This is a genomic window from Epilithonimonas sp. JDS, from assembly GCF_021261315.1.
Taxonomy (GTDB): domain Bacteria; phylum Bacteroidota; class Bacteroidia; order Flavobacteriales; family Weeksellaceae; genus Epilithonimonas.
In genome coordinates this window covers 665,512-678,790 of sequence record NZ_JAJSAX010000002.1, presented here as the reverse complement: position 1 = coordinate 678,790, position 13,279 = coordinate 665,512, and the positions used below count along the sequence as shown (strand labels likewise).

The window sequence follows — 13,279 nt, the reverse complement described above, 5'->3', positions numbered from 1 at the left end:
AAAGGGTTGTGTTGTATCTCAAAGATACTTAAAAATGAAAGCAATTCACAACCTTTGGCGCTTGCTTATCTTTGATGACTTCGTTGTGTTGTATCTCAAAGATACTTAAAAATGAAAGCAATTCACAACTATTCCGTTGTGATTTTATAATCTCCGGAGGTTGTGTTGTATCTCAAAGATACTTAAAAATGAAAGCAATTCACAACCCGTAGACGGAAATGGTAGACGGTTTTGAAGTTGTGTTGTATCTCAAAGATACTTAAAAATGAAAGCAATTCACAACACCTAAATTGTATTCATCATCGTAGAAGAAGTTGTGTTGTATCTCAAAGATACTTAAAAATGAAAGCAATTCACAACTGACGATGCGTTAGGCAATACATTAGTTTAGTTGTGTTGTATCTCAAAGATACTTAAAAATGAAAGCAATTCACAACGGATTCAATAAAGGTAACGGCATTAGAATAGTTGTGTTGTATCTCAAAGATACTTAAAAATGAAAGCAATTCACAACACTATGTTTGTGAGTAGCATGTAGTATTGCGTTGTGTTGTATCTCAAAGATACTTAAAAATGAAAGCAATTCACAACACTCCAGACTTGCACTCCGAAACGAGCGGGGTTGTGTTGTATCTCAAAGATACTTAAAAATGAAAGCAATTCACAACTAAAGAAGAAATTCCTGAAATTTGACGAGGGTTGTGTTGTATCTCAAAGATACTTAAAAATGAAAGCAATTCACAACAATTATTGTTATGAATAAAAATTTGTAATGGTTGTGTTGTATCTCAAAGATACTTAAAAATGAAAGCAATTCACAACACACTTATTTAATTGGTTTTACGCAACAAGGTTGTGTTGTATCTCAAAGATACTTAAAAATGAAAGCAATTCACAACAAGGTTTTTATCTTTGCTCTATAAGTAGTGGTTGTGTTGTATCTCAAAGATACTTAAAAATGAAAGCAATTCACAACGACTGGATAGTTGAAGAAAGAAAGTGGTCAGTTGTGTTGTATCTCAAAGATACTTAAAAATGAAAGCAATTCACAACACACGGTTATACTTATTGTCTTGAATAAAAGTTGTGTTGTATCTCAAAGATACTTAAAAATGAAAGCAATTCACAACAAACAGGCCGATTTTAAAAGGTACTGATTTGTTGTGTTGTATCTCAAAGATACTTAAAAATGAAAGCAATTCACAACACCCTGCAAACGAACAATATTGGGCGTCTGGTTGTGTTGTATCTCAAAGATACTTAAAAATGAAAGCAATTCACAACTAGTGGTTGTGTTTCGACTGATAATAAAAAGTTGTGTTGTATCTCAAAGATACTTAAAAATGAAAGCAATTCACAACGGATATTTCAAACGGAAGAAAACACAAGTTGTTGTGTTGTATCTCAAAGATACTTAAAAATGAAAGCAATTCACAACTGATGCCATTGCCTCCCTCATTCTGATTATGTTGTGTTGTATCTCAAAGATACTTAAAAATGAAAGCAATTCACAACTTTAAGGACTTTATATAATCAAAGTAAAAAGTTGTGTTGTATCTCAAAGATACTTAAAAATGAAAGCAATTCACAACTGAAGCCGCTGCATCACAATGAAATTCCAAGTTGTGTTGTATCTCAAAGATACTTAAAAATGAAAGCAATTCACAACTGATTGCTCGCAAAATAGCCAAAGAAGGAAGTTGTGTTGTATCTCAAAGATACTTAAAAATGAAAGCAATTCACAACGAATGCACAAGGAGCAACGGTAGACGTTCCGTTGTGTTGTATCTCAAAGATACTTAAAAATGAAAGCAATTCACAACTTTTGATTACTTTATAACCTATGGATAATTGTTGTGTTGTATCTCAAAGATACTTAAAAATGAAAGCAATTCACAACTTTTGATTACTTTATAACCTATGGATAATTGTTGTGTTGTATCTCAAAGATACTTAAAAATGAAAGCAATTCACAACTTTCCTACCTGAAAATGAAACAATTCAAATATTATATTGTAGCGAAAGGTAATTAAAAATAAAAGTATTTTATAATCAAGAGTTATCATGTTTTCTTAACTTCACCACCACCGGAAAGTGATCACTCCACCCACCCATATATCTTGACCCGGAATAAGTCCTCTGCGGATAGTGGTTGTTTTTAAGTTCCTTATTTCTCAATTGTGGAGCGTTATAGATTTCTGCTGTGATGGCTGTGAAATGTAATTGTTCCAGAAGCAGATTCTCAGTGTATAAAATCTGATCAAACCCAACGCCCTTCTTACCGTGGTACGTGGAAAATTGATTGTTGAGATACAAAGCTTCAAAAGGGTTGCTCAGCATCTTATTGCCACTGTGATCAAAAAGAAACTTCTGTAATTCCGCCGCATCTGGATTCTCGTTGAAGTCGCCCATTAAAATGATTGGCTCTCCCTTGCCTGCTAAATCCCTGATGGTTTCGTGTAGCTTTTCCAGAATATAGTTCCGTTGTGCTTTCTTAATATCTTTTTCTCTTTTGGACGGCAGATGACAGACAAAAACGTGAATTTTTTTATCCTCAAATAAGAGTTCGGCGTGCAGAATATCTCTGGTATCAAATTCTACATCTTCATCCATCTGAAACTTCAAAGCATCAAACCGAATCAAGGTATATTTATCCTTATCAAACAACAAAGCAACACTCAATCCTCTGGAATCTTGCGATTGTTTATATATGATTTCGTAAGGTTGAATAGGCGAATTTTCATTAACCAAATCTTCCAAAACCGATCTCGCACCAATCTCAGCCAAACCGATGATTGATGGCAATTGCCCAAAATCTTGCTCAAGAAAACGGAAGACATTGCTGATTTTTCGGATTTTAAGATGGTACTTGTACTCGTCCCAGTTGCGGAATCCTGAGCTTTTTATTTCACCATATTTGTCATCCGGCGGAAAGAGATTCTCGACGTTATAAAACATCATCAATTCCGAATTCATAGAGCCTACCAACGCTTTCTGCGCATATATATGAATGTGAAAGTCACAATTACAAACATTAAACCTAAAGTAAAGAAATAACCATTCTTGTGATGCAGTTCCGGCATATTGTCGAAGTTCATCCCGTAGATTCCGGCAATAAATGTGATCGGTAAAAAGTAAACCGAATAGATCGCCAGAAGCTTCATCACCTGATTGGCTTTCTGGTCAGACATTGCCAAAAACATCGAGATGAGGTTGGTAGTCTGCGCATTCAGATGGTCGTAGTCTGCTGTTACATCTTTCTGTTTGTCAAGAAGATCCATCACCTGCACATCCTCCAAGTCAAGCGTTTTGAACTTGGAGATCCAGTCGCCGGACATATTCAGGATTCTGGTGTTGAGACCCGATTTGCGTTTCACTTTGTAAAGCCTTCGGATCTGAACAGAATCGTTGGTATTCTTCAGGAAGATTTCGTTTTCCATCGCATCCAGTATTTCCAGAAGGTTGCTGCTTTCGTCATCAAAACTCTTCATGATTTTCAATGCCAGTCGCAACGCCAATTCATCACGTTTCACAGTATCAATATCCTCCTTATCCAGCTCGGAACACAATTCATTGATGCTTTTACTCTTCGTTCTGTGCGTGGTAATGATGAGGTTTGGCAGCAGAAAAATGCCCAGTTTGCTGCTGATGTCACTGATGGTGTTCAGCGTGCGCTTCTCCAGATCTGTAGATTCGCGGGTCAGAAAGAACTTCACATCGCCTACTTCTTCGTATTTCGGAAGGTGGTTTGGGTCTATGGTGTCCTCCAAAAGCAAATAATTGATGTGATACCGCTGATGCAAAAACTGCAGGTCTTCCTCCATCGGCGCAGTCACATCGATCCATTCCCAGTGCTTTGATTTGTATTTCTGTTCTATAGGCATACCGCAAAACTAAATAAAATTACAATTAGTTGATGAAAATTGATTATTGAATTTATTTGGGCAGCTATATCCGTCTTCCACTCCCAATCTTTTTTGCAGACCATTTCGGTTTAAGTAGAACATTAAGTCAAAGCAAAAAAGGATTTCCGTTCAAGCCGGGCTGCGCTTCGCAACAATCAACATTTGTCATCCATTGAAGCTTTCACCTGCTTCGACATAGGAAACGGAAGCGTTAAGAAATTTTAAAGAAATTACGTTAAGAAAAATCCACTGTTTGAAGCTGATGCTGGAAATGCGTTGGCAGCAAGTTTGGATTTTTTAGGAATTTATTTAAAATTTTAGCTGAGTTTCCCGTCTTGACTTTTTGGTTCTTTTGTGTCAAGACAAAAGAACTATCCATTATGTGTTATTTATTTGCTTGTGAATCAGTGTGATATCTAACGTCTCAATTCTAACTTCCAATAAAAAAACCTATGTAACAAATAAAATAATTATTTTTGCAGGTACTTTTAAAATGACAAAATGATCAAAAGTGTAATCTCAGGCGTAGGCCATTACGTTCCTGAAAATATCGTGACCAACGATGACCTTTCCAAACTGATGACCACCAACGATGAGTGGATCACCGAGAGAACAGGCATCAAAGAAAGAAGACACCGCAAGAACCGCGTCGATTCCGAAGAGACGACTTCTTTCTACGGTTTCAAAGCATCAGAAATCGCTCTGAAAAACGCCAACCTCACCGCTCAGAACATCGATTATATTGTATTTGCAACGCTTTCTCCGGATTATTATTTTCCAGGTTCAGGTGTGCTTTTGCAGGAGTTGTTGGGTTGTGGAACGATAGGCGCATTGGATGTTAGAAATCAATGTTCAGGTTTCGTCTATGCGATGAGCGTTGCAGATGCTTTCATCAAATCTGGATTGTACAAGAATGTTTTGGTAGTCGGTGCAGAGATTCATTCTTTCGGACTGGATTTTTCTGATGCTGGCCGTGGTGTTTCTGTCATCTTCGGAGATGGCGCTGGCGCAGTGGTTTTATCAGCCAGTGAAGATGCTAACGCAAAAGGAATCTTGTCTGTCAATATGCACTCCGAAGGGAAATATGCAGAAGAACTGGCCGTGAAATTCCCCGGGACCAAATTGGGCTGGAGCGATACTTTATTGACGAATCCAGACTCTGTAACTTCAGAAGATATTTATCCAGTTATGAACGGAAACTTTGTTTTCAAACACGCTGTGACAAGATTTCCGGAAACTATTTTGGAAGCTTTGGAAAAAGCAGGTAAGAAAATTGAGGATTTGGATTTACTGATTCCACACCAGGCGAATATCAGAATTGCACAATACGTTCAGCAATTGTTGCATTTGCCAGACGAAAAAGTCTTTGTGAATATTCAAAAATATGGAAATACAACGGCTGCATCTATTCCAATTGCATTGAGTGAAGCGATTCAGGAAGGCAGAATGAAACGCGGCGATTTGGTTTGTATGTCGGCTTTCGGAAGTGGATTCACTTGGGGAAGTGTCCTTTTTGAATATTAATTCAGTTCTATCAAAAATAAAAAAAGCGCTATTCGGATTTTCAAATAGCGCTTTTTGTTATTCATTGATTTGTTTGACGACTTTATCGGATAAAGCTTTCAGTTGCGTCATTTCTTCCATACTCAAATTCATTGCTTTTGCCAATTCGATTGGGATGCAAGTGGCTTTTTCCTTCAGCTTTCTGCCTTTTTCTGTAAGGTGGATTTTCACCACACGCTCGTCTTCTTTGCTTCGTTTGCGGGTCAGATAGTCTTTGGATTCCAAACGTTTTAATAATGGTGTCAAAGTTCCATTGTCCAATTGCAAAATTTCTCCAACTTGATTGACGGTCAAATCGTCCTTTTCCCAAAGCGTCATCATTGCAATGTATTGCGGATAGGTGAGCCCAATATCTTTCAGGATTGGCCGATAGCACTGCATAATCTCTCGGTGCAGCACGTAAACAGAAAAGCAAAGTTGCTTGTCGAGTTTTAGTAGATCTTCCATATTGGGCTTTTTAGTTAATACTTTAGCAATAATCACTGATGACGGAATTTATTACTTGGTCATCTTTATCGGAGCCGGGGAAAGAGTTGGAGTAAGCAAAATTTAGTCGTTGCTTACGGTCAGTTTCACTTCCATATTTCCTCTTGTCGCATTAGAGTAAGGACAGATTTGATGTGCTTTTTCGATCAGCTCCTGAGCTTGCTCAATTGATACTCCTGGTATATTAGCATGCAATTCTGCCTCCAAACCAAATCCGCCGTTCTCAATTTGTCCGATTCCAACTTTTGCTGTAACCGTAGTTTCGCCGGTTTCTATTTTGCTTTGTTTAATGACCAAGTTCAATGCGCTGTCAAAACAAGCTGAATATCCTGCTGCGAAAAGCATTTCTGGGTTGGCAAAATCGTCGTTTGCGCCGCCTAATCCTTTTGGCATTCTAACCTCTAGGTCAAGAATTCCGTTTTCACTTTTCACGTTTCCGTTTCTTCCTCCTGTGGCTGTAGCGCCAATGCTGTACAATGTTTTCATTTTGTTGATGATTTAATTATTATTTGATGGGACAAATGTATGGTGTAAAATTATATTGTGCACAATATAAGATAAAGTTTACATCAACATCTATGATTGATGTAAACTATAAAGATGCTTTTTAAATTTAAATATTAAATAAAATCGTAGTAACCATTATTCTTTCCAAGGATTTTCTGGTCATTGGTATTCAGCCATCTTTTCAGAACTGTGGCGTAAACTTTTCGGAAATCTTCGGTATAAATCAAATCACCGTCATTAAGTTTGGTTAAGTCTGGAAGTGGATTCAAAAGTCCTTTTTTCTTGAGCCCGCCGCTGATGAAGAACATTTGGTTGGCCGTTCCGTGGTCGGTACCGTTACTTGCATTTTGCGCCACGCGTCGCCCGAATTCTGAGAAGGTCATAATCATCACATCATTGAATTTCCCGTTCTCCTTCATATCTTTCACAAAAACTTCCACCGCTTCATCAATGGTTTTAAACAACTGATTTTGCCTTTGATTCTGATTCGTATGCGTATCAAAACTGCCAACAGAAAGGTAATAGACTTGCGTATTAATATCTGATTTAATCAATGACGCAATTGTTTTGAAGTCCTTTCCGATTTGTGTCGCAGGATAAACTTTGTCCGTTTGTTTCGCTTTGCTTTCTTTGAATATATATTCTGAATTGTTGACCGTATTTCCGAGCGTATTGTAAAGGTAACTTGCCAAATCGTGGTCGTGGTCGTGATTGTCCACCGCCAGTTTTTTATAAAGCGACTCCTGACTGTTATCGAAAAGTTTTTTCGGGTCTTTCAGAGCGATTGCTTTTTTGTTTTCGCCTTTCATTGCCAGACTTAGAAGGTCATCAACTTCAATCGCCTGCGTCGGATTGGTGCAGTCGTGGCAAGCCTCATCCAGATATCGTCCAAGCCAACCAGAATTAATAAATTCGTTACTGCCACTTGCAGATTGCCAGATGTCCATACTTCGGAAATGCGATTTGTTCGGTTCCGGATAACCAACATTGCTCATCACCGCCAATTCGCCATTATCGTAGAGGTTTTTGAAATATTTCAGACTTGGATTGATGGCCGCTTCATCCGTCAGCAAAAGTGCTGCATCTTCCTTGATAGAGATTTGATTTCTTGAACCGTAATAGATATCATTTTTGACAGGAATAATCGTGTTCAGTCCATCATTACCACCAGAAAGTTGAAGAATGATGAGCGTTTTTCCGTTCATTTCAATGGCTTCCGGAAGTGTCAGTGCACTCAGGAAATTCGGGAAAAGAAACGAGGCGGCTGCAAGACTGCTGGTTCGGATAAAGGTTTTTCTATTGATAATCATAACGGCTTATTTTTAACAAAGTTGATATTCCGGCGTCGACATTATACTAATCATCATATGCTGTTTGCTCTTATCCGTATTGAAATCATTAATCATATTTCTAAGTTTCTCAGTGGGATTTGGTAGGAGCAAATTGAACAGGTCTTCATCCAAAATATGATTGATGCTTTCCCAATGGATGCTGATTTTATTCTGGTTTTTGTTTACGACCACTTTATTTTCGCCTCTTCCCATATTCACGTCGTCATTCGGTTTTGGTTCTACGTCTAGTGTTTTGTAGCCAGCCATTACGGATGGAATTTTCATTCTTAATAATAGGGTAGAGCTGTCAATCCATTCGGTTCCGGAAGGCCAACCTGCGACGTTTGGTGGTTGCAAAAGCTGTTGTCCGAGGAGTCTTTCGAAGTTGTAAATCGTGTTTCCATCCTTCGTGTCCATCGGCATTATTCTGCGGATTCCGACAATTAAATCAATTGGGGATTTGACTCTTGCGCCAATATTACTCTCGGAATAAAACCAATTGGAAAGGAAAATTTCATCCATTAAAGTCAAAATATGATAATCCGATTCATAGAATTTCTGGCTCAAGGATTTTATTAATTTCTCGTCCGGCGTTTCATTGACCAAGTATTTATAAATTTTTCTGGTGATGAATTCCGCGCATTCCTGTTTTTCAAGAATCATATTAATGATATCGGTTCCTGTAAAGTTTCCTCGTTTTCCAAGAAATTCCTTTTCTCCAGAATCGTGCTGTTTTAGGTTTTCCCGGAATTGTCCATTCTCATCATAACTCCAGCCTGTGAAAGCTCTTGCAGATTCTTTGATATCTTGCTCCGTGTAAAGATTTCCTCTTCCAAGCGTGAAAAGTTCCATCAATTCCCGGGCAAAGTTCTCGTTGGCTTTGGCTTTTTCGTTCTGTTGGTTATTAAGGAAATTCAGCATTGCAGGCGATTTTGAAACTTCGAAGACCAAATCCCGAAAACTTCCCAGGGCATTCTTCCTGAAAATATTAATGATATCAACATTAAAAAGAGATTGCTGAATCCTCGTGGCAAAATGGCCGTGCCAGAAAAGCGCCATTTTTTCCTGAAGCTGATTCGGACTGTTGATCATCAAATCCTGCCAAGCCTTTCCTATGGCTGCATTGTGGTTTTTATTATATAGATTGACTTGTTTCTTATCCGTTGCTTTGGACATTTCCTGATACTGTTGATACGAAATCTTGTAAGCTTCAATTTCAATCGGTTTATAGTTGGACGTTGACTTCAGTTGCTCATAAAGTTTCTTTTGATTGCTGCTCTTCAGTTTCTCAATATCATTGTGATGAACGCCAAAACCCGCTCTGGAAGCCAAATGTTTATTCTTCAGAAAATTATTCATAGCAACTTGATTTATTTGTTGGACTTGATAATGAGACTTTAGTTAAAGCAAAAATTATGAAAAACACCTGTTGATGAATGATTTTTAATATTTAATTATGATTTTAACGAATTGAAAATTAGATGATTGATTTTTCCAAAGTTAGATTTGTAAAACAATTAATATGTTTTGGCACGGTATTTACAAGTAAGACCTTTGTAAAATTTAAAATTTAAAAATATGAAGTCTTTAAAACAATTAATACTGGGAGCTGGAATTTTGACAGGAGGATTATTGTCTGCACAAAGTGCAAATATGACTAATATGTTAAAAATAGGTCTCAACGGAGGTGTTTCTACAGGTGGTAACACCGCTGCAAATCTTGGAGTAGATTTGTCTTACCAGAATTTAATTACACCAGGTTTCGGACTTGGTATCGCAACCGGTTACAACAATTATTTTGGAAAAGATAGAAATGTAACACACAATGGTGTGAATGTAGACTTGAAAAATAATGACTTTGGTGTAATTCCAGTAGCAGCACTTTTCAGAATCTACCCGCAAGAAATGGGCTTCTACTTCGGAGCTGACTTAGGTTATGGTTTCATTGTTGGAGACGACAGAGTTGCGGAAAATGCAGATGTTGCAAGACCGGACGGTGGTTTCTATATCAAACCCGAAATTGGTTACCACAACCGAGACTGGAACTTCTTTGCTCAGTACAACAAGACATTTACAGGAGACAAAGGACAAATTGGCGATCAGAAATATAATGCCGGAGCTATCGGCGTTGGATTCAGTTACAACATTCCTTTAGGAAACTAAGGATTTAATAAACTATGAAACAATCAAAAGCCCTCATTTTCGGATGAGGGCTTTATTTTTTAAAAACTTATCATACATCAATATTTATTTTGAATGATTCTAAGTAGATTTGCATCATTAAATAATTAAAAAAATAATGAAAAAAGTAGCATTACTTGCAGTATTGGTTAGCGGACTAGCTTTCGGACAGACAAAAAAATTGACAAGCTCAGACGTACACTGGTGGGGTTATAAAATCGCTAAAACAGAAGCATCTTCTCACGATGGAACTGTAAACGTAAAATCCGGAAACCTTGTTCTTAAAAATGGAGCAGTTGTTGGTGGAACTTTCGTATTGGATATGACAAGTTTGACTTCTACAGATTTATCTGGCGAATACCAAGGAAAACTGAACGGTCACTTGAAAAACGGTGATTTCTTCGAAGTTGAAAAATTCCCAACAGCGACTTACAAAATCACTTCTGTAAAGAAAAACACAAACAAAGATTACAACTTTGTGGTAAACGGAAACCTGACTGTAAAAGGTAAAACGGCGCCAGTTTCTTTCCCTGCAAAAATCACTTCTGCAAACGGTGTTGTGACTTTGGAGTCTGACAAATTCTCTTTCGACAGACAGAAATTTGACGTCGCTTACAAATCTACAATGCAAGATGTAATGGTAAAAGACGAAGTTGATATGAAAGTGAAAATCAGCGTAAAATAATTTTACCCAAAATAGATAATTTTGAAGGGCAGATTTTTTCTGCTCTTTTTTTGTTATTAAATTTGAATAATGAAACTTTACACGATCAGCGGTCTTGGCGCAGACGAAAAAGTCCTGGAAAAACTCACTTTCAATCAAAATATTGAAGTGGTTCACATTCCCTGGCTGATTCCGAATCTCAACGAAGATTTCTACGAATATATTTTGAGAATGTCAGAATCCATCGATGATTCCGAGGAATTTTATTTGTTAGGTTATTCTTTCGGCGGAATCATCGTACAGGAAATTCACAAGCTGAAACCAGCGAAAAAAATCGTCATTCTGGGAAGCATTCGTTGTGATGCAGAAAAGTCAAGACTAATAAAAGCTGGTCAAAAAACCAACGCTATCAAATACATTCCGACGAGGGTTTTCAATGGCAACACGACTCTGTTTTATTCATTTTTCAGAAAATTATTCGACCCGAAAAATCCGAGATTAAATCAGTATTTCCGGGTTAAAGATCCTTATTACCTCAAATGGTCTATGGACAAAGTGGCGCATTGGAAATTCGATAAAATTCCCGATGTCATTCAGATTTTGGCGGACAAAGATATTGTTTTCCCCATCAAAAATTCCCAACCGGATTTTGTCATCAAAAATGCAACACACCTTTTCCCGGCCACAAAACCAAAAGAAGTTTCCGAGATTTTGAAAACCATTTTTGTGTAAATTTAAGACATTATTTTGGGCGCCTTTGTCCGCCCTCCTTTCCCTCCCGATTTTACATCAGGATCTACTCAGGTCGGGGCGCGCTTCGCAAAATTGAAGATTTGTCATTGAATCCAATTTTTTCCATCAATAAAACCTTCAAAACTTTGCGTTCAAAAAATTGTCACCAGTACAATTTTAAACTTAGATTAATTTTAAAGATTGCATAGACTTCAAAAATCAATTACTTTTACCGCAATCAATTTGGCTTAATGGAATCTATCAGTGTTTTTGATATTATAAAAATCGGAATCGGACCTTCATCTTCCCACACAATGGGACCTTGGAACGCAGCAAAAATGTTCCTGGATTTGGTCAAACGAACTCATTCTTTACAGGATGTAAAAGAAGTTTTTGTAGAATTTTTTGGTTCATTGGCAAAAACCGGCGTTGGTCACGGAACCGATATTGCCGGAATGCTCGGCCTAAGCGGAGAAAATTTCAGAACCATCGACACTAATAAGATTGACGAAAAAATTGATAAAATAAAATCAGAACAAAAAATCAATCTTGGTGGAGAGATTTGGTTGCCATTTATTTATGGTCATCATTTAATACTTAACAAAGAAAAATCTCTCGATTTTCATCCAAACGGAATGATTTTCAAAGTGGTTTTCGAAAATGGCGAAGTTTTCAGTCAGGATTATTATTCCGTTGGAGGCGGATTTGTCGCAACCAAGGAAGATAATTCGATGGAGGACCGTTGTGTCCGCACGCTTTATCCTTGCCATCACGGCAGCGACATTCTGAAATATATAGAAAAACTCAACCTTAATAAAATTTCCGATCTGGTTTTTCAAAACGAAGAATCTTGGAGAACGCACGAAGAAACGCGCCAGAAAGCATTGGAAATTTGGGAAAATATCAAAGATTGCGTTTACAAAAGCATCAACAAAAAAGGAATTTTGCCAGGCGGTTTAAATGTTACCAGAAGAGCTTCTGAAATGAATGAAAAACTCCTAGGAACCCAGATTTACAAAAACAAAAACGAGTGGTTCGAAATGGTGAAAAGTGACCAGAAAACTTTTAGTTCTGTCACCAAATGGGTTTCTTGTTTTGCACTTGCTGTTAACGAAGAAAATGCCTCGTTCGGAAGGATTATCACGGCACCTACAAACGGCGCAAGTGGTGTGATTCCTGCAGTTTTGATGTATTCGCAGGTTTTCACCGAATTTAATTCTGAGGAAGATATTATTAGATTCTTATTGGTTGCAGGTGAGATAGGAACTTTATTCAAAAAAAATGCAACTATTTCTGCAGCAATGGGCGGTTGTCAGGCAGAAGTCGGCGTTTCGTCGGCAATGGCTGCAGCAGGACTTACTGAGATTTCCGGTGGAACTCCAGCTCAAGTTTTGATGGCCGCAGAAATCGCTATGGAACATCACCTTGGTTTGACTTGCGACCCGATAGGCGGACTTGTTCAAATCCCTTGTATCGAACGAAATTCTATGGGTGCGATGAAGGCAATCACAGCAGCATCTTTGGCGTTAGATGGCGATCCTTCGAAAGCGAAAGTCTCTTTGGACAGTGTTATCAAGTCAATGTGGGAGACGGCCTTGGATATGAATTCTAAATATAAAGAAACTTCCGAAGGCGGTTTGGCTGTGGCGGTGAATGTGGCGGAATGTTAATTGATAAGGAGTGATTAAAATTGTCAGTCTGAGGCTCTCGAAGACATATAAAAACTCAAGCGAAGCTTTCCTATTTTGAAAGATAATGTTTGCTTACTTTATATTGAAAAATCCCGTGGATTTTGAATTTTTATGGTCTTCGAGAGCCTCAGACTGACAGTCGATTTAAAATATTTATTAGTAAAAATTTGGGTTTCAGATCACAATCATTTTGACCTGATATTCTGCAATCTCAATATT

At 37.7% G+C, this 13,279-nt stretch carries 11 protein-coding genes and 2 CRISPR repeat arrays (1 of these 13 cut by a window edge); of the genes, 5 read left to right on the top strand and 6 right to left on the bottom strand.

Features of this window, described 5'->3' with window-relative positions:
• A CRISPR array of direct repeats spans positions 1-745; the repeat unit is 47 nt; unit sequence GTTGTGTTGTATCTCAAAGATACTTAAAAATGAAAGCAATTCACAAC; it reaches 919 nt to the left of the window's first position.
• A gap of 800 nt (positions 746-1,545) precedes the next feature.
• A CRISPR array of direct repeats spans positions 1,546-1,978; the repeat unit is 48 nt; unit sequence GTTGTGTTGTATCTCAAAGATACTTAAAAATGAAAGCAATTCACAACT.
• A 74-nt stretch (positions 1,979-2,052) separates the two neighbouring features.
• Together LUD75_RS09795 and LUD75_RS09790 are read right to left on the bottom strand one after the other, a co-directional pair.
• Positions 2,053-2,976 carry an endonuclease/exonuclease/phosphatase family protein gene (locus LUD75_RS09795; protein WP_232705488.1) on the bottom strand — a complete coding sequence of 308 codons (924 nt, stop codon included), beginning with the start codon at positions 2,974-2,976 and terminating at the stop codon, positions 2,053-2,055.
• 5 nt (positions 2,977-2,981) lie between these two features.
• Entirely contained in the window at positions 2,982-3,884 is a 903-nt protein-coding gene (locus LUD75_RS09790) for a CorA family divalent cation transporter (protein WP_232705487.1), read from the bottom strand.
• Between the two features lie 522 nt (positions 3,885-4,406).
• On the opposite strand from LUD75_RS09790, the gene LUD75_RS09785 reads away from it, so the two are divergent.
• Complete coding sequence (locus tag LUD75_RS09785) at positions 4,407-5,429, top strand: beta-ketoacyl-ACP synthase III (RefSeq protein WP_232705486.1); 1,023 nt, start codon at positions 4,407-4,409, stop codon at positions 5,427-5,429.
• Between the two features lie 57 nt (positions 5,430-5,486).
• Here the strand turns inward: LUD75_RS09785 and LUD75_RS09780 are convergent, their stop codons facing one another.
• From LUD75_RS09780 to LUD75_RS09765, 4 genes are all read right to left on the bottom strand, one after another.
• Positions 5,487-5,915, bottom strand: coding sequence for a MarR family transcriptional regulator (locus LUD75_RS09780; protein ID WP_232705485.1), 429 nt, complete (start codon positions 5,913-5,915; stop codon positions 5,487-5,489).
• A gap of 102 nt (positions 5,916-6,017) precedes the next feature.
• Positions 6,018-6,440: an organic hydroperoxide resistance protein gene (locus LUD75_RS09775; RefSeq protein WP_262908186.1), complete on the bottom strand. Its 423-nt coding sequence runs from the start codon at positions 6,438-6,440 to the stop codon at positions 6,018-6,020.
• A 134-nt stretch (positions 6,441-6,574) separates the two neighbouring features.
• Complete coding sequence (locus LUD75_RS09770; protein ID WP_232705484.1) at positions 6,575-7,771, bottom strand: DUF1501 domain-containing protein; 1,197 nt, start codon at positions 7,769-7,771, stop codon at positions 6,575-6,577.
• A gap of 12 nt (positions 7,772-7,783) precedes the next feature.
• Positions 7,784-9,151: a DUF1800 domain-containing protein gene (locus LUD75_RS09765; RefSeq protein WP_232705483.1), complete on the bottom strand. Its 1,368-nt coding sequence runs from the start codon at positions 9,149-9,151 to the stop codon at positions 7,784-7,786.
• A 219-nt stretch (positions 9,152-9,370) separates the two neighbouring features.
• On the opposite strand from LUD75_RS09765, the gene LUD75_RS09760 reads away from it, so the two are divergent.
• The 4 genes from LUD75_RS09760 (at position 9,371) to LUD75_RS09745 (ending at position 13,039) form a co-directional block, all read left to right on the top strand.
• Positions 9,371-9,955: a hypothetical protein gene (locus LUD75_RS09760; protein ID WP_232705482.1), complete on the top strand. Its 585-nt coding sequence runs from the start codon at positions 9,371-9,373 to the stop codon at positions 9,953-9,955.
• 136 nt (positions 9,956-10,091) lie between these two features.
• Positions 10,092-10,658, top strand: a complete 567-nt coding sequence (locus tag LUD75_RS09755) for a YceI family protein (protein ID WP_232705481.1) — start codon at positions 10,092-10,094, stop codon at positions 10,656-10,658.
• Between the two features lie 69 nt (positions 10,659-10,727).
• Entirely contained in the window at positions 10,728-11,369 is a 642-nt protein-coding gene (locus LUD75_RS09750; protein ID WP_232705480.1) for an alpha/beta hydrolase, read from the top strand.
• A gap of 251 nt (positions 11,370-11,620) precedes the next feature.
• The gene (locus LUD75_RS09745; protein WP_232705479.1) at positions 11,621-13,039 is read left to right on the top strand and encodes an L-serine ammonia-lyase; all 1,419 of its coding nucleotides are present in this window, start codon (positions 11,621-11,623) and stop codon (positions 13,037-13,039) included.
• Positions 13,040-13,279: the final 240 nt, after the last annotated feature.